Source organism: Stenotrophomonas sp. S39, from assembly GCF_016624665.1.
Lineage (GTDB): Bacteria > Pseudomonadota > Gammaproteobacteria > Xanthomonadales > Xanthomonadaceae > Stenotrophomonas.
Window position 1 is genome coordinate 1 of record NZ_JACVTT010000017.1, and the last position, 22,103, is coordinate 22,103.

16 protein-coding genes are annotated in these 22,103 nt (G+C 66.3%); 7 read left to right on the forward strand and 9 right to left on the reverse strand.

The window, feature by feature from the left end:
* Positions 1-77: 77 nt before the first annotated feature.
* Both IAE41_RS06835 and IAE41_RS06840 read right to left on the reverse strand, forming a co-directional pair.
* Positions 78-1,319, reverse strand: a complete 1,242-nt coding sequence (locus IAE41_RS06835) for a dipeptidase (RefSeq protein WP_200732556.1) — start codon at positions 1,317-1,319, stop codon at positions 78-80.
* A gap of 128 nt (positions 1,320-1,447) precedes the next feature.
* The gene (locus IAE41_RS06840; RefSeq protein ID WP_079224439.1) at positions 1,448-2,617 is read right to left on the reverse strand and encodes a class I SAM-dependent rRNA methyltransferase; all 1,170 of its coding nucleotides are present in this window, start codon (positions 2,615-2,617) and stop codon (positions 1,448-1,450) included.
* A gap of 304 nt (positions 2,618-2,921) precedes the next feature.
* Here IAE41_RS06840 and IAE41_RS06845 point away from each other — a divergent pair, with 304 nt between their 5' ends.
* On the forward strand, positions 2,922-3,884 hold the full coding sequence (locus IAE41_RS06845; protein WP_200732557.1) for a TerC family protein: 963 nt from the start codon (positions 2,922-2,924) through the stop codon (positions 3,882-3,884).
* Between the two features lie 107 nt (positions 3,885-3,991).
* Positions 3,992-4,771 (forward strand): rhomboid family intramembrane serine protease, encoded by a 780-nt coding sequence (locus tag IAE41_RS06850; RefSeq protein ID WP_079224441.1) that lies wholly within the window; start codon positions 3,992-3,994, stop codon positions 4,769-4,771.
* Here IAE41_RS06850 and IAE41_RS06855 read toward each other — a convergent pair.
* The 7 genes from IAE41_RS06855 to rpmH form a co-directional block, all read right to left on the reverse strand.
* Positions 4,768-5,736: a hypothetical protein gene (locus tag IAE41_RS06855; protein ID WP_200732558.1), complete on the reverse strand. Its 969-nt coding sequence runs from the start codon at positions 5,734-5,736 to the stop codon at positions 4,768-4,770. The genes IAE41_RS06850 and IAE41_RS06855 overlap by 4 nt on opposite strands.
* 110 nt (positions 5,737-5,846) lie before the next feature.
* Positions 5,847-6,962 (reverse strand): glycerophosphodiester phosphodiesterase, encoded by a 1,116-nt coding sequence (locus IAE41_RS06860; protein ID WP_200732559.1) that lies wholly within the window; start codon positions 6,960-6,962, stop codon positions 5,847-5,849.
* A 140-nt stretch (positions 6,963-7,102) separates the two neighbouring features.
* Positions 7,103-8,452, reverse strand: coding sequence for a tRNA uridine-5-carboxymethylaminomethyl(34) synthesis GTPase MnmE (mnmE, locus tag IAE41_RS06865; protein WP_079224444.1), 1,350 nt, complete (start codon positions 8,450-8,452; stop codon positions 7,103-7,105).
* 3 nt (positions 8,453-8,455) lie between these two features.
* Positions 8,456-11,128, reverse strand: a complete 2,673-nt coding sequence (locus tag IAE41_RS06870; RefSeq protein WP_200732560.1) for a polysaccharide deacetylase family protein — start codon at positions 11,126-11,128, stop codon at positions 8,456-8,458.
* Positions 11,129-11,286: 158 nt separating this feature from the next.
* Positions 11,287-13,002, reverse strand: a complete 1,716-nt coding sequence (yidC, locus tag IAE41_RS06875) for a membrane protein insertase YidC (RefSeq protein WP_108760588.1) — start codon at positions 13,000-13,002, stop codon at positions 11,287-11,289.
* Positions 13,002-13,496, reverse strand: coding sequence for a ribonuclease P protein component (gene rnpA / locus IAE41_RS06880; protein WP_079224447.1), 495 nt, complete (start codon positions 13,494-13,496; stop codon positions 13,002-13,004). The genes yidC and rnpA overlap by 1 nt, the downstream gene beginning before the upstream one ends.
* Before the next feature lie 5 nt (positions 13,497-13,501).
* Complete coding sequence (rpmH, locus tag IAE41_RS06885) at positions 13,502-13,642, reverse strand: 50S ribosomal protein L34 (protein ID WP_005411729.1); 141 nt, start codon at positions 13,640-13,642, stop codon at positions 13,502-13,504.
* A 254-nt stretch (positions 13,643-13,896) separates the two neighbouring features.
* Here rpmH and dnaA point away from each other — a divergent pair, with 254 nt between their 5' ends.
* The 5 genes from dnaA (at position 13,897) to IAE41_RS06910 (ending at position 22,069) form a co-directional block, all read left to right on the forward strand.
* Positions 13,897-15,228 carry a chromosomal replication initiator protein DnaA gene (dnaA, locus tag IAE41_RS06890; protein WP_079224448.1) on the forward strand — a complete coding sequence of 444 codons (1,332 nt, stop codon included), beginning with the start codon at positions 13,897-13,899 and terminating at the stop codon, positions 15,226-15,228.
* 275 nt (positions 15,229-15,503) lie between these two features.
* Positions 15,504-16,604, forward strand: coding sequence for a DNA polymerase III subunit beta (dnaN, locus tag IAE41_RS06895; protein WP_005411731.1), 1,101 nt, complete (start codon positions 15,504-15,506; stop codon positions 16,602-16,604).
* Between the two features lie 886 nt (positions 16,605-17,490).
* Complete coding sequence (gene recF, locus IAE41_RS06900) at positions 17,491-18,585, forward strand: DNA replication/repair protein RecF (protein ID WP_079224449.1); 1,095 nt, start codon at positions 17,491-17,493, stop codon at positions 18,583-18,585.
* 111 nt (positions 18,586-18,696) lie between these two features.
* Positions 18,697-21,156 carry a DNA topoisomerase (ATP-hydrolyzing) subunit B gene (gyrB, locus tag IAE41_RS06905; protein WP_200732561.1) on the forward strand — a complete coding sequence of 820 codons (2,460 nt, stop codon included), beginning with the start codon at positions 18,697-18,699 and terminating at the stop codon, positions 21,154-21,156.
* Positions 21,157-21,223: 67 nt separating this feature from the next.
* Positions 21,224-22,069 carry a CPBP family intramembrane glutamic endopeptidase gene (locus IAE41_RS06910; RefSeq protein WP_200732562.1) on the forward strand — a complete coding sequence of 282 codons (846 nt, stop codon included), beginning with the start codon at positions 21,224-21,226 and terminating at the stop codon, positions 22,067-22,069.
* The last annotated feature ends 34 nt before the right edge of the window (positions 22,070-22,103 follow it).

The following is a 22,103-nucleotide window of genomic DNA, read 5'->3' on the forward strand; positions in this document are numbered from 1 at the left end:
GGGGGGGCGCCCCCCCCCCCCCCCCCCCCCCCCCCCCCGGGGGGCGGCCCCCCCCCCCCCCCACCCCGCAGGGCGTTTCACCCGCCCTGCTTTGCGGCGTAGTCCTGCGCCTGCCGCATCACCCGCAGCAGGTTGCCGCCCCAGATGGCGGCGATCTGCTGCTCGGTGTAGCCCTTGCGCAGCAGCCACGCGGTGATCTTCGGCAACTGGCTGACGTCGGGCAGGTCGCTGAGGCCACCGCCACCATCCCAGTCCAGGCCGATGCCCACGTGTTCGGGGCCGACCACGTTGAGGATGTGTTCGAAGTGGGCGAAGAAGTCGTCCAGGCTGGCATGGCGCACCGGGTGTTCGTGATCCAGCGCCTGCTCGGCCTGCTGCAGGGCCACGCCCTGCTCGATGCCCATGCCTTCCCAGCCGCCCAGCTGCTTGCTCAGCGCTTCTTCGGCCTGCTTGCGTTCGGGCGTTTTGGCAGTGTCGATCAGGTAACCGCCATAGGCATTCACCTGGATCACACCGCCGGCCTTGGCCAGCTGACGCAGGCGTGCATCGTCGAGGTTGCGCGGGTGGTTGTAGACCGCCTTGGCCGAGCTGTGCGACAGCACGAACGGCACCGGCATCATCGCCAGCAGGTCATCGAACACCGCATCGGAGGCGTGCGACTGGTCGATGACGATGCCCAGTTTCACCGCCGCGCGCACCAGATCCTTGCCCGCCGGGCTCAGGCCCTTCCACTCCGCGCCCTTGGGGTCGGTGGCCGAATCGGCGAACTCGTTGTTGGCGAAGTGCACCGTGCTGAGCAGGCGCAGGCCGGCGCGGTGGTAGAACGAGAGCAGGCTGGGGTCTTCCACCAGCGGGCTGGCGTTTTCCATGCTGATGTAGACCACGCGCTTGCCAGCGGCCTTGATGCGCGCGGCATCATCGGCGGTCAGCGCCAACGCGAAGCGATCAGGATTGGCCGCCAGCATCTGCCGGATCTCCAGCAGGCGCTGCAGGCCGTGGTCGCGCTCGGCCAGGTGGGCGGCGGAAGTGCGATCCCCCTGGTCGGTGTAGATCGCCCAGAAGCCCCCATCCAGCGCGCCCTCGACCATGCGCGGGTAATCCACCTGCGAAAGCGCGTTGTGGTCGTGCCGCTGTTCGATGTCGAAGCCAGCGCGGCCGAAGTTGGCCGGCGTATCCAGATGGCTGTCCAGGGTCAGCAGGCGCTGCTGCAGGGCCTTGGCGCGGGCCAGCTCCTGCGCGCTGAACTCGATGGCATGGGCGGACAGCGGCGCGCACAGCGCCAGGGCAAGCAACAGGGACAGGCGACGCAGCGATGGCATGGGCTCTCACCGGCAAAGGGAAGAGCCCGACCATAGCGCTGCGGCCCGCCGTTTTGTAGAGCAGAGCCCATGCTCGGCTGCCAGGCAGATCAGCCGAGCGTGGGCTCGGCTCTACAGCAACAGACGGCTCAGTCCACCACGCGGCAGAACACGGCCTTCAGGTAACGCGATTCCTGCACGTGGGCCATGAACGGATGGTCCGGACCGGCGCCGGCCACCTTCAGGATCTGAATGGTGCGGCCGGAGAAATAGGCCGCGCGGCGCAGCATGTCCAGGAACTGGTCCTCGGCCACCAGGCCGGTGCAGGAGAACGTGGCGAACAGGCCGCCCGGCTTGACCACACCCAGCGCCAGCTTGTTCATGTCCAGATACTTCTTCAGCGCGGTGATGACCTGGTCGCGGTCGCGGGTCATCTTCGCCGGGTCCAGGATCACCACGTCGTACTGCTCGCCGCGGTTGGCGGCATCGCGCAGCCACGGGAAGATGTCGGACTGGATGAACTTCGGGCGCACGTTGTTCAGGCGCGAATTGCCCTTGGCGATCTGGATGACGTCTTCATCGATGTCGATGCCGACCACTTCCGACGCACCGCGTGCGGCCGCATACACGGCGAAACCGCCGGTGTTGCAGCACAGGTCGAGCACGCTCTTGCCTTCCACCTGCTGGCTCAGCCACTCACGGTTCTCGCGCTGGTCGGCGAAGAAGCCGGTCTTGTGCGCACCGGCCGGGTCGGCGCGGAACTTGATGCCATGCTCGGTGATCACCGACGCTTCGGTGGTGGTGTTGCCGTGGAAGTCGAAGCTTTCCTGCTTCTGCACGTGTTCGTCGGCGAAGCTGTGGAAGCGGCAGCCCGGGAACTGTTCGCGCAGGGCGTCGTAGATCCACTCGCGGTGGCGGAACATGCCGGCGGCGAAGAATTCGACCACCACCAGGTCGTTGTAACGGTCCACCACCAGGCCGGACAGGCCGTCGCCTTCGCTGTGCACCACGCGCCAGGCGTCGGACACCGCATCGAGCTTCAGGACGCCGCGGCGCAGTTCGACCGCCTGGGCGATCTTGCGCGAGAACCAGCCGGCATCGACCGGCACGTTCGGGTCGGTTTCAAGGATGCGCACGGCGATGCGCGAGTGCCCGTTGTAGAAGCCACGGCCGATGAACTCGCCATCGATGCCGACCACGTCGACGATGGAACCGGGCTTGGGCCGGACGGTCGGCTTCTCGACCAGTTTCTGGAAGATCCACGGGTGGCTGGAGCGCCACGCGTTCTTGAGGCGGACAACGGGAAGGGGGGTATTCATCGGCCTATTGTAAACCGGCCGCCGGGGTCAGATCCCCGCAGGGGCTCTGACCCCCGCCCGCCGCCCATTTGACGGCGGCCCGGCCAGGCCGCAGAATCGGCCCCAGAAGGGGAGTAGCTCCCAGACGTTGTCGCCGTCAATTCGAGCCCGCAGGCTCCGGTGCAACGGCAATCCCACCCGCGTGGGGTTGCGAGCGAGACCTTCGCCGTACTGGCGAAGCTCTGTCCCTGGATCCCCCTCCCGATCCTCCGTTGCAGATCCTCGCCGTCCGGCTTGGCATTCATCTTTCCAACGGATATTCCCAATGCAGACGATCGGTAATGTGTGGATGTGGGGCGGCTTCGTGGCGGTGGTCATCATCGCCCTGCTCGTCGACCTGGTGTTGATGCGCCACGGCGGACCGCACAAGGTCACCTTCAAGGAGGCCCTGTGGTGGTCCATCGGCTGGGTCGCGCTGGCCCTGCTGTTCAACGCAGGCCTCTGGTATTACCTCAGCGAGACCGCCGGCCAGGTGGTGGCCAACAAGGTCGGCCTGGAGTTCCTGACCGGCTACCTGGTCGAGAAGGCCCTGGCGGTGGACAACGTCTTTGTCTTCCTGATGATCATGAGCTACTTCGCGGTGCCGGAGGAGCAGCGCCAGAAGGTGCTGATCATCGGCATCCTGGGCGCGATCGTGCTGCGTACGATCATGATCTTCGCCGGCAGTGTGCTGATCAGCCAGTTCCATTGGCTGCTCTACGTGTTCGGTGCCTTCCTGCTCTTCACCGGCTGGAAGATGTGGTTCGCCGCCGGCCAGGAGCCGGACCTGGAGACCAACCCGGCCCTGCGCTGGATGCGCAGGCACCTGCGCCTGCTGCCGGACTACGCCGGCAACGCGATGAGCGTGATGCGCGACGGCAAGCGCTGGTTCACCCCGCTGTTCGCGGTGCTGATCCTGATCGCGGTGACCGACGTGATCTTCGCGGTGGACAGCATCCCGGCGATCTTCGCCATCACCACCGACCCGTTCATCGTGCTCACCTCCAACGTGTTCGCGGTGCTGGGCCTGCGTGCGATGTTCTTCCTGCTGGCCGGCATGGCCGACCGCTTCCACCTGCTGCCGTACGGCCTGGCGCTGGTGCTGGGCTTCATCGGCATCAAGATGATGATCATCGACCTGTTCAAGATCCCGACCCCGGTGTCGCTGGGCGTGGTCGCCGCGATCATCGCCGCCACCGTGGTGCTCAGCCTGAAGTACCCGCCGAAGGAAGACGCCGGCCAGGCCTGAGCCTGACCGGCCTGCGGCACGCGGCCGGCGGGATTGTCCCGTCGGCCGCTTCCACTCTCCCGTTGCGCTGGCCTTGGTTTCGCGCCGGCCACCGCCATTGCTGAGGTATGGACAACAACACGCCCCTGCCCGCCGGTGACGTGCCGGCCCCCCGCAACGACCGCATGCGCATCCTGCGGGCGTTCAATGTCAGCCTGGCCGCCGTGCTGGTGCTGGTGGCCGTCTTCGCCCTGCAGGGCAGCTTCGACTGGCGGCCGTGGGCGGTGGCACCGCTGGAGGCCAAGGGCCTGCTGGGGCTGATCGGCGGGCCGATGCTGCACGCCTCGGTCGAGCACATCGCCGCCAATGGCTTTGCGATCCTGATCCTCGGCACCCTGGCCGGCAGCGTGTACCCGAAAGCCACCGTGCGTGCCCTGCCCCTGCTGTGGCTGGGTTCGGGCATCGGCGCGTGGATGCTGGGCAACCCCGGCAGCGTGCACCTGGGCGCCAGCGGCGTGACCCACGGCCTGATGTTCCTGCTGGCCAGCCTGGGCCTGCTGCGCCGCGACCGCGCGGCAATCGCTACCGGCCTGATCGGCATGCTGTTCTACGGCGGCATGCTGATGACCATCCTGCCGCATGCCGATGGCGTGTCCTGGCAGTCGCACATGGGCGGCGCCTTCGCCGGCATCATCGCTGCGCTGCTGTTCCGCAATGCCGACCCGATGACGCCGCGCCAGCACTACAGCTGGGAGGACGAGGAAGACGAGGTCGAGGCGCTGGCCGACGACGAACTCGAGCCGCCCTCGCCGCGTCGCGTGCCGGTGCTGTGGCAGCCGCGCGAGGGGCACGATTACGTGGTGGTTCCCTTCCGCCGGCCGGACGAGCCGCGCGACCGCACCTCCTAGCGCGGCATCCTGCCCGTGAGCGACGAGCGCAGGAAATGCACGGCAAAGAACAGCATCACCGGCGCCGCGAACAGGATGAAGGTCACGATCAGGGCGAACATGAAGGGCTGTTCGGCCCAGGTGTAGACGACCCCGCCACTGCGCGGGGACCAGGAGACGTACCGCCCGCTTCCCAGGCTGCGCAGCACCGACAGCAGCGCTGAGCCACCGAACATCAGCAGGAAGGCACCCAGCGAGGCGAACGTCACGCGGATCATTACGGGCAATCGCTCCCCCTGCGGCCGGCGATCCGGCCGACGCCCGGCAGGCACGCCATGCAGGCGTGCCTCGCGTTCGGCACGCTTTCTCTGCTTTCGCGTCATCGGCCGCGGCCTCGCCGTCGGCGGTGGGGTCGCGGCCACCGTGTCCGGGGACGGCGCAATGTCGACCACCTGGTCAGGCACGGGAAGCTCCAGGTAGGACGCCAGCGTCTGCATCCACTGGGTGGTGCGCCGGCTGCCCAGCGCCATCGGCACCGTGACGGGGGTCAACGCGTGCGCACTGCCGTCTTCCAGGATCAGCCACAAGGTGGTGCTGGGGTAATACCGGTGCCGGATGCGGCGCAGTTCCATGCGCAGCGGCGCGGCCAGCGGGAAGGTCCGTGACCGCTCGCGCAGGCCAAGCAGGTAGGTGGTACTGGACCGGCCGATGCCTCGACCACGCGAGAGAAGCAGGGTCTCGCGCATCTCGCCGTACACCAGCAGGGTCACCGACAGCACGACGACCAGCAGCCCGACCACGGCCAACGGGAGCAGGTCCTGCCCGCCCAGCCGGGCCAGGCGAGGACCGGCCGCAACAAGCAGCAGCCCCACCAGTACCGGTCCCGCCGTGCCAACGAACAGGCAGAGGCCTGCCTGCAGCACATTGTAGGAACGTATCTGCAGGTCACCCTGCGGCGTTTGACGATAGCGATGCAACAGCAGCATCCGGCCTCCCTTCCCTGGTCGGCTCCCTCGCAGCCTGCGCCCAGTATGCCCGCGATCGGCGCTGCATCCACACAGGTAGCGGCCGGGCCGTGCCCGGCGGCGTTGACGGATCAGTTCGCGGCGTTGCCCGCCGCGCCCATGCCATCGACCGCCTGCCGGCCCAGCGCCGGGTCATCGGTGAAGAACGCATCGATGCCGGTGGCCAGGTAGGCACGCATCTCGGCGATCGAGCCTTCCGGGTTGCGCGCGCTGTCGGCACCCTTGCGCAGGTTGCTGGCCTGGAAATGGTTTTCCGGGCGGAAGGTGTACGGGATCACCATCAGGCCGGCCGCATGTGCATCACGCACCAGCGCCGTCGGCGTGCCCAGCGCACCGTTGGCCTCAAGCGGGATGATCGAACGCAGCTCCGGGCCGATGCCATCGGCGTAGCTGGCGATGTCCTTCAGCCCGGCCGGGGTCATCATCTGCGCATAGGTAAGCGTGCCACCGGCCTTGGCGACATCGGCCGGGCGGGCATCGCCCTTCCACAGCAGCTGCAGCAGGCGGATGTTGCTGCCACGGCCGATCTTGCCGCGCAGGTAGCGCAGGTTGGCGGTCTCGAACGACTGGATCGTCACTGGTGCGACGGCGGTATAGGCATTGCCGCGCAGCGCGGCCAGCACCTTGTCTTCCATCGGCAGGCCGATGGACTGGAAGTAGGTCGGGTGCTTGATTTCCGGCACCAGGCCGATGCCGCGGTTGGCACGACCGGCCTGCTGGACAAGGAACGCCAGGATTTCGTCCAGGGTGGCGATGCGGAACTGGCCGTCGAAGGCGGTGCTGCGCAGTTCCGGCAGGCGCTCGCGGGTGTAGAGGGTCTTCAGCTCGGCCAGGGTGAAGTCTTCGGTGAACCAGCCTTCGACCTTCTCGCCATCGATGACCTTGGTGGTCTTCCGCTTGGCGAATTCCTTGTGCTCGGCGACGTCGGTGGTACCACCGATCTCGTTCTCGTGGCGGGCCACCAGCACGCCGTCCTTGGTCATCACCAGGTCCGGCTCGATGTAGTCGGCGCCATCGGAGATGGCCTGCGCGTAGGCCGCCAGCGTGTGCTCAGGCAGCAGCGCGCTGGCGCCACGGTGGCCGTAGACCGAGGCCTTGGCAGTGGCCGGGGTGGAAGTTTCAGCACTCATGGCCACCGATGGTGCCACGGCCAGCGACAACAGCAACGCACAACCCCACGACTTCACTGCGACTTCCCCAAGCGGTATGTGATGGGGGTCAGTATGCGGCGGGAATGTTACAACCGGCGGTGTCGGGCACGGGGTCGGATTCCCGCAGGGGCTCCGACCCCGGCCCTTCGCAGCCGAGCGTGGGCTCGGCTCTACAGCTACTTGCCGATGCAGAAACTGGAGAAGATCCTGCCCAGCAGGTCATCGGCACTCATCTGCCCGGTGATCTCGCCCAGCGCATCATGCGCCAGCCGCAGTTCCTCGGCGGCCAGTTCCAGGTGCTCGTGCACCAGCTCGCCATCGGCGCGCTGCGCATGTTCCTGCGCGCGTTCGATCGCATCCACATGGCGGGTACGCGCGGAGAACTCGCCGTCCACCTGCTCGCCTGCTCCGGCCGAGGCAATCGAACGCAGGCGCGCGTGCAGGTCTTCCAGGCCGGCACCGGTGGCGGCCGAAACGAACACGCGGTCCGGGTCATCCAGCGCCGGCAATGCCGCCAGCAGGTCCGACTTGTTGTGGATGTAGACCTTGTGCGGCACGGCGGCCACGGCCTCGCCCAGCGCGGCTTCACCGGCGGCGGGGTCGCGTGCATCCAGCACGATCAATGCGAGGTCGGTGCGCTCGATCTCGACGTGGGCGCGGCGCATGCCTTCGCGTTCGATGGCGTCGCCACCGTCGCGCAGGCCGGCGGTGTCGACCAGGGTCAGCTCCAGGCCATCCAGGCGGATGGTCTCGCGCAGCGTATCGCGGGTGGTGCCGGCAATGTCGGTGACGATGGCGCGCTCGCTGCCGGCCAGGGCGTTCAGCAGCGAGCTCTTGCCGGCGTTCGGCGGGCCGATCAGCACCGCATGCAGGCCATCGCGCAGGCGACGGCCGCGTTCTGCATCCCGGCGCAGCAGGGCCAGATCAGCGCGCGCCTGTTCAAGCCCGCGCCGCACCTGCGCGCCGCCGAGGGTATCCAGCGGTTCGTCGGCGAAGTCGATGGCCGCTTCCACGTGGATGCGCAGCAGTACGAGCTGTTCAACCACCGCATCGATGCGGCGCGAGAACACGCCATCCAGCGAACGGCGTGCCGCGCGCGCGGCGCGGTTGTCGCCCGCGGCGATCAGGTCGGCGATGGCCTCGGCCTGGGCCAGGTCGAGCTTGCCGTTGAGGAACGCGCGTTCGCTGAACTCACCCGGGCGGGCCTGGCGTGCACCGAGCGCGATGCAGCGCGCGACCAGCTGCTGCAGCAGCACGGGGCTGCCGTGGCCCTGCAGTTCCACCACCTCTTCGCCGGTGAAGCTGTTCGGCGCGGGGAACCACAGCACGATGCCATCGTCGATCACCTCGCCGTCGGCGTCGCGCAGGCGTGCGTAGTGCGCGTGGCGCGGGCGCAGCGTGGGTGCGCCCAGCGCGCGGGCAATCACCGCAGCGCGCGGGCCGGACAGGCGCAGCAGGCCGACACCGCCGGCGCCGGGGGCACTGGCGATCGCCACGATGGTGTCGGTGCGGGTCACGTCATTCATGGCTCAGAGTTTCTCCAGCTGCGCGCGTGCCTGCGCGGCGCCGCTGCCCTGCGGTTGCAGGGCCAGGTAGGTGGTGTAGGCCTGCTTCGCCTTGGCCTTGTCGCCGGCGTTGAAGTAGGCATCGCCCAGGTTGAGGTGGGCCACCGCACGCGACGGGTCGATCTTCAGGGTGTTTTCCAGCCAGCGCGCGGCTTCGGCATAGCGCTGCTGGCGGTAGTAGACGAAGCCGAGGTTGTTGGCCGCCTGGGCAAAATCGGGACGCAGTTTCAGCGCTTCGGCAAACTGCGCGGCGGCCTCGTCGTACTGTTTCTCGCGGTACAGCTGCAGGCCGCGGTCGTTGGCCTGCTGCGCGCGCTGCCGGTCCGAGGCCGGGCCCGCGCTGGGCACCACCAGCCTGGCCTTGCCGCCCTGCAGGTCGGCCACGGTCACCGGTGCCTGGCTGCCCTTGGCATCCTGCGCGGCATCGACCTTGTTGTTCAGTGCGATGGCATCCGGCGTCAGCTGGCGCGTATCGGCGTTGAGGTATTCCTGGCTGTCCGGCACCTGGAACACGAACTCGCCGCCCTGCGAGCCGGGCAGGCTGCCGAAGGCCGGGGTCTGGTGCGAGACCGCCGAGACGGCCGGCGCCACGTAGGCGGCCAGCTCGGTACCGGTGATCAGGCCGTCGCCATTGAGGTCACCCTTGCCGGCCAGCGCCTGCAGCAGCACCCAGGTGAACACCGAATGGCCGTTCGGGCCGGCATCGGCGACCTGCTGGTCGGCACCGCCGGCGGTCAGCATCTGCCGCGCGCTGCGGCGGGCGTTCTCGCGCAGGAACGACGACGACGATGGGCCGCCACGGGTCAGGCCCAGGCCGCTGTAGCAGGCATCCATCACGAACATCACGTGCTTGGCCTGCATGCTCTCGGCGATGTTCTGGATGTCGGTCATCGCGATGGCATCGGTGGCGAATTCCTTCGGATCCGAATCGACCGGGATGATGTAGCCCAGGTCGCGGCCGGAGGCGAGCTGGCGGGTGGCACCATGGCCGGCGAAGAACACGAACACGCGGTCGTTCCTGCCGGTGCGGTCGTCGGCCAGGCGGTCGTGGAAGGCGGCCAGGATGTTGTTGCGGGTGGCCTGCTCGTTCTTCAGCACGATCACCTGCGAGGACGGGAAGCCGAACTGCCCGGTCAGGGTATCGGCCACCGCCTGCGCATCGTGGCTGGCGTATTCCAGCTTCGGCCACTTGGCGTAGCTGTCGATGCCGACCACGATCGCCCACGACTTCTCGTAGCCGGTAGTGACGGTGGCATCGCTGGCCGCGCCCTTGCGCGCGCGGGCAACGGTGAAGTCGCGGCCGTTCCAGCCGGCGAACTGGTAACCATCGGCAATCAGCCGATCCAGGATCTGCGGCAGCGCCTTCACCGCGCGGTCGTGGATGTCGTGGAACAGGATGATGCCGCGCTGCTCCTTGTTCACCTGGCCGAGCACGCGCTGCACGATGGATTCCGGCACCGGGTCGGCCCAGTCCATCGAATCGATGTTCCACATGATCGACTTCAGGCCGGCTTCGTTGAGCAGCTGCAGGCCTTCGGCGTTGCGCGCGCCATACGGGAAGCGGAACAGCGGCGCACGCTTGCTGTCGACATCCTTCAGCAGGGTGTCGGTATCGAGCACCTGCCGGCGCAGCGCATCGCCGGTGGTGCGCGAGAGCTGGGCGTGGGTCAGGCTGTGGTTGCCCACCGCGTAGCCCTCTTCCATCAGGTTGCGGCTGATCTTCGCCATCGGGCCCAGGCTGACCTTGCCGTCGGCCTCGACCTTGCCCAGGTTGCGGCCGACTTCGAAGAAGACGCCCGGCACGTCGTAGCGCTTGAGGATGGCGACCACTTCATCGGTGTAGGCCTTGTGCGGGCCATCATCGAAGGTCAGCACCACGGTCTTGGGCGGCAGGTCGCGGCCGAAGATCTCGCGGTCGCTGTCCTTCATCGACATCGGGTACGGCTCGATCACCCCGTAGTCGCGCAGGATCGCCTCGCGGCTGTAATCCTTGTGCAGGTGGGCGATGTAGTCCTCCCACTTCTCGCGCTTCAGCTCGATGGCGCGGGTGCGCTCGAAACGGCTGAAGATGCGGGTCAGTTCCTGGTTGTAGTTGCGCTCGATCTCGTCCAGCGCGTCCAGGTCCTCGCCGATGCGCTGGTGCAGCTTCACGGCCGGCAGCGAGGAGTCGGCGCCGACGCGTTCGTGCAGGTCGCGCAGCACTTCGCGGAAGGCCAGGCGATCGGCATCGAACAGTTCGGGGGCTGATTCGATGTAGTCCAGCACCGTACCGAGGGTGGCAAAGCGCTGCGGGCTGCCACTGCGCAGCAGGCCATCGAACTGCGCGGCGATGGCCGTGCGCTGTTCCAGGCCATCGTGGAACAGCTGCTGCCCGACGCGCGTGGACGTGCCGCGGTCGGTGGCCGACTGCTGTTCCTCGTCGGCCAGCAGCACGATGATGCGGCGGTAGCCGTCCAGCTGCTTCTGCAGCGCGGCCAGCAGCGGCGCGGCGGCCGGGTCGGCGGCGGCGGCGGCCTGCGCGCTGGGCTGGGTGACGGCGGCGGCGGGCGCCTTGCCCTCCTTGTCGCCACAGCCGGCAACGACCAGGGTCAACAGCAGCGAGGGCAGGAACAGGCGGAACGACGACGCACGCGGCATGGCGGACTCGGAGGATGGGGACACGGTGTGCGGGCGATTCTACCCCCGCATGCGAAAAGCCCGCCTTGCGGCGGGCTTTTGCTGGGTTAAGCGTCGGTAGAGTCGACCGTTGGTCGACTGTTCCAAAGCCAGTCGACCAACGGTCGACTCTACCCGGGTTATTTCTTTTTGACCGGGGCCGGTGCGGTGGTTGCCGGCAGCGGCTCGCCACCGTGGCGCTTGGTCATCCACCACTGCTGCAGCAGGCCCAGGCCGCCGTTGACCACCCAGTACAGGACCAGGCCGGACGGCATGAAGGCCATCATGAAGCCGAAGACGATCGGCATGAACTGCATCATCTTCTGCTGCATCGGGTCCATGCCCGGTGCCGGGGTCAGCTTCTGCGTGGCCCACATCACCGCCACGTTGATGACCGGCAGGATGAAGTACGGGTCGCGGGCGGTCAGGTCCTGGATCCAGCCCAGCCACGGCGCCTGGCGCAGTTCGACCGACTCGACCAGCACCCAGTACAGGGCGAAGAAGATCGGCATCTGGATGAGGATCGGCAGGCAGCCGCCCATCGGATTGATCTTTTCCTTCTTGTACAGCTCCATCATCGCGGTCTGGAACTTCTGGCGGTCATCGCCATAGCGTTCCTTCAGCTGCGCGATGCGCGGCTGGAAGCGACGCATCTTCGCACCGCTCTTGTACTGCACGGCCGACAGCGGGTAGAGCACCAGCTTCAGCAGCACCACCAGGCCGACGATCGCCCAGCCCCAGTTGCCGACCAGCTTGTGCACCTGGTTCAGCACCCAGAACAGGCCCTGGCCGATCACCGCCATCATCGAGAAGCGGCTGTAGTCGACCACGCGGTCCAGGCCCGGCACGTCTTCCTTGGCGATCTGGTTGACCAGCTTCGGGCCGACCCACAGGCGGGCTTCGGTGCTGGTGGACTGGCCCGGGGCCACGGTGAAGGCCGGGCCACGCGCTTCGATCAGGTCACGACCGGCCACCTGCGACAGCACGTAGTGCGCGGTCTGGTCCTTCTGCGGGATCCAGGCGGTGAAGAAGTGGTGCTGCAGCATCGCCAGCCAGCCGCCGGTGATGTTCTGGTTCAGCGCGCCATCGTCCAGGTAATCCTTGAACGCACGACGCTGGTACTTCTTGTCGTTGTCGTACCAGGTGGCACCGTTGAAGCTGAACGAGTCCGGGTTGGTCATGTTCCGCGACAGGATGGTCGGGGTACGGTCCAGGGTGCGGTAGACGTAGCCGTTCCACGGGGTGGTGCCGGTGTTGCTGACCTCGTCCTTGAAGCGCACGGCGTACTCGTTGCGCGACACGGTCAGGGTGCGCTTGATGGTCACGCCGTTGTCGGCGGTCCACACGAACGGGATCTGCAGTTCCTTCTGGCCATCGGCCAGGACGAAATCGCGGACGTCACCGACCAGCTTGAAGCCATCGGCGCCCGGCACCGGGGTGTTCTTGTCTTCGCTGGCCCAGCCGCTGATCGCGCTGTACGGATGCGCGGGGTCTTCGGTCAGCAGGCGGACCGGCGGGCTGCCTTCGTCCTTGGACTGCGGGAACTGCAGCAGCTCGGCGTCGAGCACGCGGCCGCCGTCCAGCACCAGGCGCAGCACGTCGGTGGTGACGGTCACGCGCTGGGCAGCCGGGGTGGCGCTGGCCTGGGCCTGCACCGCGGCCTGGCCGGGGGCACCGGGGACCTGCGCGCTGGGGATGCTGCCCGGGGCCGCCCCTGGAACGCTCTGTGCGGCGGCCTGGACCGACGTCGTGGTCGGTGCCGGGGTCGGTGCAGCCTTTTCACGGCTCCACTCCATCCACAGCAGCACGGCCACCATCAGCCAGGCAAAAATAAGGAATACGCGGGTCTGGTTCATCAGCGGGCAGGCTCGGCGGTGCCGGGACGCGATGCCGGCTCGGTCAAAGAGGGAGATGCAGTGCCATCTGGCGGCGGCATTGTGCCGTCCACGGCGGGCGCGGGCAATGCACGCAGGCGCCGCAGCAGGCGCAGGAACGCCTGACGGATATCGTCATTGCTGGCAGAACGCGCAGCACTGCGAGCCACGACGACGAAGTCGCCTGGCTGGATGTCGGTTCGTGTCTGACGCAGGATATCGCGCAGGACGCGCTTGATCCGGTTACGCCCGACGGCGTGCGGATCAACCTTGCGGGAAACCGCCAGACCCAGCCTGGCCGGCCGGTCAGCCGGCAGCCAGTGCAGGGTCATCAGCGGATCGGACACACGGCGGGCGCCGTTGAAGACCGTTGAATATTCGGCACGCGTGCGAACCCGCGCAGAGCGAGGGAATCGCTTGCGCGGGTCTGCAGTATTCACTGTCGAAGGGATTGCGTCTGCCGCGATGTGCGGCATGGCAATCAGGCGCTCAGGACTTTGCGGCCCTTGGCGCGGCGACGCGACAGGATCTTGCGGCCGTCAGCGGTCTTCATACGGGCACGGAAGCCGTGGTCGCGCTTACGCTTGAGGTTGCTGGGCTGGTAGGTGCGCTTGGTGGCCATGTGGGCCTCTCGTATGAATGGGACGGGAAAGAACCGGAAATTCTAGAGAGGTCTCCCCCCCCGCGTCAACCCCTTGTGACTACGCGAATTCATCGGCCTGTGCAATAGCTGTGGATGTTTTTGTGAATAAGTAGGGGACAAGCATTCCGAAGCCGGGCGCTCGGTGGTAGTCTGAGCCATCCATTTCCCCCTTTCAGGCCTGTGTTTGGGCGCGTTGTCGCGCCTGTCCACAGGCCACCGGACGATTATTGCCGATGGATGCCTGGTCCCGAAGTCTCGAACGCCTCGAAGCGGAGTTCCCGCCGGAAGATGTTCACACTTGGTTGAAGCCGCTGCAGGCCGATCTGCGCGCGGACAGCCTGGTGCTGTATGCCCCGAACGCCTTCATCGTCGACCAGGTGCGCGAGCTGTACCTGGCCCGGATCCGCGAACTGCTGACGCACTTCGCGGGTTTCAGCGACGTTTTCCTTGAAATCGGCTCGCGCCCGCGGCCCTCGGAGGCGCAGAACGCGCCGGTTTCGAGCGCGTCGACGGCGGTGGTGGCCGAACCGCAGGTGCCGTTCGCCGGCAACCTGGACAACCACTACACCTTCGCCAACTTCGTCGAAGGCCGCAGCAACCAGCTCGGCCTGGCCGCTGCCTTCCAGGCGGCGCAGAAGCCGGGCGACCGCGCGCACAACCCGCTGCTGCTGTACGGGGGCACCGGCCTGGGCAAGACCCACCTGATGTTCGCCGCCGGCAATGCCATGCGCCAGGCCAACCCCGGTGCGAAGGTGCTGTACCTGCGTTCGGAACAGTTCTTCAGCGCGATGATCCGGGCCCTGCAGGAAAAGACCATGGATCAGTTCAAGCGCCAGTTCCAGCAGGTGGACGCGCTGCTGATCGATGACATCCAGTTCTTCGCCGGCAAGGACCGCACCCAGGAAGAGTTCTTCCACACCTTCAACGCGCTGTTCGACGGCAAGCAGCAGATCATCCTGACCTGCGACCGGTACCCGCGCGAAGTCGAAGGCCTGGAAGCGCGCCTGAAGTCGCGGCTTGCCTGGGGCCTGTCGGTCGCGATCGAACCGCCGGACTTCGAGACCCGCGCCGCGATCGTGCTGGCCAAGGCCCGCGAACGCGGTGCCGAGATTCCCGATGATGTTGCGTTCCTGATCGCCAAGAAGATGCGCTCCAACGTGCGCGACCTCGAAGGCGCGCTCAATACCCTGACCGCCCGCGCCAATTTCACCGGCCGCGCGATCACCACCGAATTCGCCCAGGAAACCCTGCGCGACCTGCTGCGCGCCCAGCAGCAGGCGATCAGCATTCCCAACATCCAGAAAACCGTTGCCGACTACTACGGCCTGCAGATCAAGGATCTGCTGTCCAAGCGCCGGACCCGTTCGCTGGCCCGCCCGCGCCAGGTCGCGATGGCCCTGACCAAGGAACTGACCGAGCACAGCCTGCCCGAGATCGGCGACGCGTTTGCCGGTCGCGATCACACCACGGTGCTGCACGCCTGCCGCCAGATCCGCACCCTGATGGAGACCGACGGCAAGCTCCGCGAGGATTGGGACAAGCTGATCCGGAAGCTGAGCGAATGATGCACGGACGCTGATGAGGCGTCATCGCACAAAACGGTGCAGAATCCGGTAGCAAGCGCGGGATGAGTTGTGGATAAAAATGGCGTCTGAAATCGCGTCGAATTTATCCACAGCTTTCCCCACCCCCTGGGGGGCGGTAATGCAGAGGGTTTCGAGGCTAGAAACTCTTTTTATTACAAAGACTTAGCGTTGTTTTCCAGCGATTCTGTCTCTACCAGCACCACCAAGCTTTTGATTTATTCCACATTTTTTAAAGCATAGGGGCACGGAACCACATGCGTTTCACACTGCAGCGCGAAGCCTTTCTCAAGCCGTTGGCACAGGTCGTCAACGTGGTCGAACGCCGCCAGACCCTTCCGGTTCTGGCCAATTTCCTGGTCCAGGTGCAGAACGGCCAGCTGTCGCTGACCGGTACCGACCTGGAAGTGGAGATGGTGTCGCGGATCGCGGTTGAAGATGCCCAGGACGGCGAAACCACCATTCCCGCCCGCAAGCTGTTCGAGATCATCCGCGCCCTGCCCGACGGCAGCCGGATCACCGTCTCGCAGACCGGTGACAAGATCACCGTGCAGGCCGGGCGCAGCCGTTTCACCCTGGCAACCCTGCCGTCCAACGACTTCCCGTCGGTTGACGAAGTGGAAGCCACCGAGCGCGTGGCGATCGGCGAAGCGACCCTGAAGGAACTGATCGAACGCACCGCGTTCGCGATGGCCCAGCAGGACGTGCGCTACTACCTCAACGGTCTGCTGTTCGACCTGCGCGGTGATGCCCTGCGTACCGTCGCCACCGACGGCCACCGCCTGGCCCTGTGTGAAACCGACCTGGCCAAGCCCAGCGGTTCCAAGCGCCAGATCATCGTGCCGCGCAAGGGCGTGACCGAACTGCAGCGCCTGCTGGAAAGCGGCGATCGCGAGATCGAGCTGGAAGTCGGCCGCAGCCATGTCCGCGTCAAGCGCGACGATGTCACCTTCACCTCGAAGCTGATCGATGGCCGCTTCCCGGATTACGAAGCCGTGATCCCGATCGGTGCCGATCGCGAAGTGAAGGTTGACCGTGAAGCCCTGCGCGCTTCGCTGCAGCGTGCCGCGATCCTGTCGAACGAGAAGTACCGCGGTATCCGCGTGGAAGTCTCGCCGGGCAACCTGAAGATCAGCGCGCACAACCCGGAGCAGGAAGAGGCCCAGGAAGAGATCGAAGCCGACACCACCGTCAGCGATCTGGCCATTGGCTTCAACGTGAACTACCTGCTGGACGCCCTGTCCGCCCTGCGCGACGAGGAAGTCATCATCCAGCTGCGTGATTCCAACTCGTCGGCGCTGGTGCGTGAATCCAGCAGCGAGAAGTCGCGCCACGTGGTGATGCCGCTGCGTCTCTGACAATGCGCTGTTCCACGTGAAACAGGAAAACGCCCGGTCGCTCCGGGCGTTTTTTTTGTTCCACGTGGAGCATTGATGCGTATCCGGTCTTTCGCGGCGCTTTGCACTTCGATCCAGCGGTTCTCTTTGGTGCGAGGTCGATCAGTGCGAGTTGCGATATCTGCCCTCGCCCAGGTTCAACGGATACCAGGGATGGTTTCAGCAAGCCGATCCGCTTTCTGCTGACGCTACTGTCCACAGCCCGGATTTCTGCCCGCTGCGTGCTGCCCTAGCTTTTAAATCTGGGTATAAATCTAAAGCATGGTGGTGATGGTAGGGCCAGATTTCGTGGAAAACAGGGCTATCTGTTTGATTTCAATGAAGTTTATGCACCTGAAACCCCCTGTATATGGGCCCTTGGGGCTGGGGGGGAAGCTGTGGATAGTTTTCCCAGCGGTTGAAAGTGGCTTTTTTATCCACAGATTGCCCATACCTTGTGTATAAGTCATACAAACCCGCTGTGGATAGCGTGGAACGCGAGGTCTGAATTCTTTGAAATCTGTGGAACTCTGCAGTGCCCTGCCCTGTAGATTTCAAGCAATTCATGGCGGCCGTCATCGATGCGCAGGCAGGACTGGGTAGCACCACGGTGCGAACCGCTGAAAATTCGCTGATTTCTGGGGGCCAGGACCGTGCCCGGTGCTGCAGATTTCAAGAAATTTACGGTCTCTGGCGCCGCCCTCGGACGGACCTGCGCCGGGATTCTCCACGTGGAACGGCCCGGTGATGTCGGCCGCGGCCCGCCCCGTCGGCCCCGCCTTGCCCGCAGCGGCGGTCTTGACCGATGCAGTAAGCTGATGGATTCCCTGCCCTGCTACCGCCCCGTGCGGATGGTCCCCCGCGTCCCATGCTGATCCGCCGCCTCGCCTTGAACCAACTGCGCCGCTTCAGTGCCGTGGAACTGTCACCCCAGCCGGGCTTGAACCTGCTGACGGGCGATAACGGTGCGGGGAAGACCAGCGTGCTCGAGGCCCTGCACCTGATGGCGTATGGGCGCAGCTTCCGCGGGCGCGTTCGCGATGGCCTGGTCCGCCAGGGCCAGGACGCGTTGGAAATCTTCGTGGAATGGGACGAACAGCGCGCCGATCACCCGCCGCACCGCCGAAAGGCAGGTCTTCGCCATAGTGGGCAGGACTGGAAGGGGCGGTTGGATGGTGAGGACGTTGCCCAGCTTGGCAACCTCTGCGCGGCCCTGGCGGTGGTGACCTTCGAGCCTGGCAGCCATGCGCTGGTCAGCGGTGGTGGCGAACCGCGCCGTCGCTTCCTCGATTGGGGCCTGTTCCACGTGGAACCAGACTTCCTTTCGCTGTGGCGCCGGTACTCCCGCGCACTCAAGCAGCGCAATGCCCTCCTGAAACAGGGCGGACCGTCGCGCATGCTGGATACGTGGGACCACGAGCTGGCGGAGGCGGGTGAACCGCTGACCAGCCGACGCCAGCATTACCTGGAGCGCCTGCAGGAGCGGGCGATCGCCCTGGCGTCCGCGCTGGCACCGCAACTGGGCATCCAGGGCCTGGATCTCAGTCCGGGCTGGCGCCGGCACGAACTTCCGCTGGCCGATGCCCTGCTGCTGGCCCGTGAGCGCGACCGCCAGGCGGGCTACACCTCGGTGGGCCCGCATCGGGCGGACTGGAGCGTGGATTTCCACAGCATTCCCGGCCGGGATGCGCTTTCGCGCGGCCAGGCCAAGCTCACCGCCCTCGCCTGCCTTCTGGCCCAGGCCGAGGACTACGCCGAGCAGCGGGGGCAATGGCCGGTCATCGCGCTGGACGATCTGGCATCGGAACTGGACCGCACCCACCAGGCCCGTGTGCTGGAGCGGTTGCTGGCCGGTCCGGCGCAGATCTTCGTTACCGCCACCGAGACCCCGGCGGCGCTGGTGGATATCGCAGACATCACCCGGTTCCACGTGGAACATGCACGGATCGTGGCTGTGCCATAGTGGCTACATCAGGGCTGGCAAGGCCCGGCTGGTATAATTCAGGTTGCACCCCTTCTTACCCGGCGCATCGCTTCGTGCGGTGACCGATCTGCGGAGCCTACGGCAAGCGCAATGACCGACGAACAGAACACCCCGGCAAACAACGGCAACTACGACGCCAACAGCATCACCGCCCTGGAAGGGCTCGAGGCTGTCCGCAAGCGTCCTGGCATGTACATCGGTGACGTCCATGACGGCACCGGTCTGCACCACATGGTGTTCGAGGTCGTCGACAACTCGATCGACGAAGCCCTCGCCGGCCACGCCGACCATGTCGCGGTGACGATCCACGCTGACGGTTCGGTCTCGGTGTCCGACAACGGCCGCGGTATCCCGACCGGCAAGCACGAACAGATGAGCGCCAAGCTGGGCCGCGAGGTTTCGGCGGCCGAAGTCGTGATGACCGTGCTGCACGCAGGCGGCAAGTTCGACGACAACAGCTACAAGGTGTCCGGCGGCCTGCATGGCGTGGGCGTCAGCGTGGTCAACGCGCTGTCGCAGAAGCTGCTGGTGGATGTGTTCCAGAACGGCTCCCACTACCAGCAGGAATTCAGCAACGGCGCCGCCGTGACGGCGCTGGCCAAGCTGGAAGACACCACCAAGCGCGGCACCACCGTGCGCTTCTGGCCCTCGACCGTGGCCTTCCATGACAACGTGGAATTCCACTACGACATCCTGGCCCGTCGCCTGCGCGAACTGTCGTTCCTCAACTCCGGCGTCAAGATCGTGCTGGCCGATGAGCGTGGCGACGGCCGTCGCGACGACTTCCACTACGAAGGCGGCATCCGCAGCTTCGTGGAGCACCTGGCACAGCTGAAGACCCCGCTGCACCCGAACGTCATCTCGGTCACCGGCGAACACAACAACATCGTGGTGGACGTGGCGCTGCAGTGGACCGACTCCTACCAGGAGACGATGTACTGCTTCACCAACAACATCCCGCAGAAGGATGGCGGTACCCACCTGGCCGGTTTCCGCGGCGCCCTGACCCGCGTGCTCAACAACTACATCGAGCAGAACGGCATCGCCAAGCAGGCCAAGATCAACCTGACCGGCGATGACATGCGCGAAGGCATGATCGCGGTGCTGTCGGTGAAGGTGCCGGACCCGAGCTTCTCCAGCCAGACCAAGGAAAAGCTGGTCAGCTCCGACGTGCGCCCGGCGGTGGAAAACGCCTTCGGTGCGCGCCTGGAAGAGTTCCTGCAGGAAAACCCGAACGAAGCCAAGGCCATCGCCGGCAAAATCGTCGACGCGGCGCGTGCACGTGAAGCGGCGCGCAAGGCCCGCGACCTGACCCGCCGCAAGGGCGCGCTGGATATCGCCGGCCTGCCGGGCAAGCTGGCCGACTGCCAGGAAAAGGATCCGGCGCTGTCCGAACTGTTCATCGTCGAGGGTGACTCGGCAGGTGGTTCGGCCAAGCAGGGCCGCAACCGCAAGAACCAGGCGGTGCTGCCGCTGCGCGGCAAGATCCTCAACGTGGAACGTGCCCGCTTCGACCGCATGCTGGCCTCGGACCAGGTCGGTACGCTGATCACTGCGCTGGGTACCGGCATCGGCCGCGACGAGTACAACCCGGACAAGCTGCGTTACCACAAGATCATCATCATGACCGACGCCGACGTCGACGGCGCCCACATCCGCACCCTGCTGCTGACGTTCTTCTACCGTCAGATGCCGGAGCTGATCGAGCGCGGCTACGTCTACATCGGCCTGCCGCCGCTGTACAAGATCAAGCAGGGCAAGCAGGAGCTGTACCTGAAGGACGACCCGGCGCTGGATAGTTACCTGGCCAGCAACGCCGTCGAGAACGCGGTGCTGGTGCCGGCCGCAGGCGAACCCGGCATCGAAGGTGCCGCACTGGAAAAGCTGCTGCTGACCTTTGCCGGCGCACGTGATGCGATCGAACGCAACGCGCACCGCTACGACCGCAACCTGCTCGAAGCGCTGGTCGATTTCGTGCCGATGGACCTGGCCAGCCTGCACAATGCCGGCGAAGGCCAGGGCCTGGATGCACTGGCCAAGCGCCTCAACCAGGGCAGCCTGGGCAGTGCGCGCTTCAGCCTGGAACTGCAGGAACCGAACGACGAGCGTCCGGCCGCCGTGCTGGTGACCCGCCGCCACATGGGCGAGGAGCACGTGCAGGTGCTGCCGCTGGCGGCCTTTGAAGGCGGCGAACTGCGCGCCATCTACCAGGCCGCCAGCCTGCTGCACGGCCTGGTGCGCGAAGGCGCCACCATCGGCCGCGGTGCCAAGTCGGTCGAAGTGGACAGCTTCGCCAAGGCGCAGAGCTGGCTGCTGGAAGAAGCAAAGCGCGGCCGCCAGATCCAGCGCTTCAAGGGCCTGGGTGAAATGAACCCGGAACAGCTGTGGGATACCACGGTCAATCCCGATACCCGTCGCCTGCTGCAGGTGCGGATCGAGGACGCTGTCGCAGCCGACCAGATCTTCAGCACCCTGATGGGCGATGTCGTCGAACCGCGTCGTGACTTCATCGAAGACAACGCGCTGAAGGTCGCCAACCTGGATATCTGACACGCTTCGACCGTGGCCGGCGCGCGGGGATGCGCGCCGGCTTTCGCCCCCTGACTGCAGGTAATCGATGTCCGCTTCCGTCCCGGTTTCCGCTCCGCCGCCTGTTCCGCCAGCGACCGCTGCGCCGCGTCGCGGTTCGCCCGTGGCAGGGTTCTTCATCGACCTGGGCATCGGCGCCGCCACGCTGTTCATCCTCAGCCTGGTCAGCGGCCTGGCGTGGGGCCTGTATCGCGGCATCCAGGTCGGCTACGCCAGCGCGAAGAACAATGGCGCTGCAATCGATCCGGCCAGCGTGACCGAAGCCCTGGGCACGCCCGGCGCGCTCGCACAGGTGCTGATGGCCCTGGTCTCCACTGGCGGTGCCGCGCTGCTGCTGTACTTCTGGCGCCGGCCGGCCAACGCGGCCGAACGGCAGGCGTCGGCGCAGGCGCTGCGGCGCCCTTCCACCTGGGGCTGGACCCTGCTGGTGGCCACGCTGATCGTGATCGGCAGCAACGGCATCGCCTTCCTGGCCAAGCAGCTCGGCGTGGAACCGGTGCCGACCAACCTGGCGCTGATGCAGCACGCCATCGAGCGTTTCCCGTTGTTCCTGGTGCTGTTCGCGGTGGTGCTTGCACCCGCCTACGAGGAACTGCTGTTCCGCCGCGTGCTGTTCGGACGCCTGTGGCAGGCCGGCCGGCCCTGGCTGGGCATGCTGCTGAGCAGCCTGGCCTTCGCCCTCATCCACGAGATTCCCGGCACCAGCGCCAACGGCCCGGCCGAGATCGCCCAGCTGTGGCTGGTCTACGGTGGCATGGGCGCCGCATTCTGCTGGTTGTACCGGCGCACTGGCACGCTGTGGGCGGCGATCATCGCGCACGGGCTGAACAACGCCGTGGCGCTGGCCGCGCTGGTGTTCTTCGGGTCAATGTAAGGCCGTGGCCGCTTGACGAAAAATTAAGCGGGCC

Excerpts from the sequence above, each read along its gene's own strand:
- IAE41_RS06835 (WP_200732556.1), bottom strand. The coding sequence starts at position 1,319 with ATGCCATCGCTGCGTCGCCTGTCCCTGTTGCTTGCCCTGGCGCTGTGC.
- IAE41_RS06840 (WP_079224439.1), bottom strand. The coding sequence starts at position 2,617 with ATGAATACCCCCCTTCCCGTTGTCCGCCTCAAGAACGCGTGGCGCTCC.
- IAE41_RS06845 (WP_200732557.1), top strand. The coding sequence starts at position 2,922 with ATGCAGACGATCGGTAATGTGTGGATGTGGGGCGGCTTCGTGGCGGTG.
- IAE41_RS06850 (WP_079224441.1), top strand. The coding sequence starts at position 3,992 with ATGGACAACAACACGCCCCTGCCCGCCGGTGACGTGCCGGCCCCCCGC.
- IAE41_RS06855 (WP_200732558.1), bottom strand. The coding sequence starts at position 5,736 with ATGCTGCTGTTGCATCGCTATCGTCAAACGCCGCAGGGTGACCTGCAG.
- mnmE (WP_079224444.1), bottom strand. The coding sequence starts at position 8,452 with ATGAATGACGTGACCCGCACCGACACCATCGTGGCGATCGCCAGTGCC.
- IAE41_RS06870 (WP_200732560.1), bottom strand. The coding sequence starts at position 11,128 with ATGCCGCGTGCGTCGTCGTTCCGCCTGTTCCTGCCCTCGCTGCTGTTG.
- yidC (WP_108760588.1), bottom strand. The coding sequence starts at position 13,002 with ATGAACCAGACCCGCGTATTCCTTATTTTTGCCTGGCTGATGGTGGCC.
- rnpA (WP_079224447.1), bottom strand. The coding sequence starts at position 13,496 with ATGCCGCACATCGCGGCAGACGCAATCCCTTCGACAGTGAATACTGCA.
- rpmH (WP_005411729.1), bottom strand. The coding sequence starts at position 13,642 with ATGGCCACCAAGCGCACCTACCAGCCCAGCAACCTCAAGCGTAAGCGC.
- dnaA (WP_079224448.1), top strand. The coding sequence starts at position 13,897 with ATGGATGCCTGGTCCCGAAGTCTCGAACGCCTCGAAGCGGAGTTCCCG.
- dnaN (WP_005411731.1), top strand. The coding sequence starts at position 15,504 with ATGCGTTTCACACTGCAGCGCGAAGCCTTTCTCAAGCCGTTGGCACAG.
- recF (WP_079224449.1), top strand. The coding sequence starts at position 17,491 with ATGCTGATCCGCCGCCTCGCCTTGAACCAACTGCGCCGCTTCAGTGCC.
- gyrB (WP_200732561.1), top strand. The coding sequence starts at position 18,697 with ATGACCGACGAACAGAACACCCCGGCAAACAACGGCAACTACGACGCC.
- IAE41_RS06910 (WP_200732562.1), top strand. The coding sequence starts at position 21,224 with ATGTCCGCTTCCGTCCCGGTTTCCGCTCCGCCGCCTGTTCCGCCAGCG.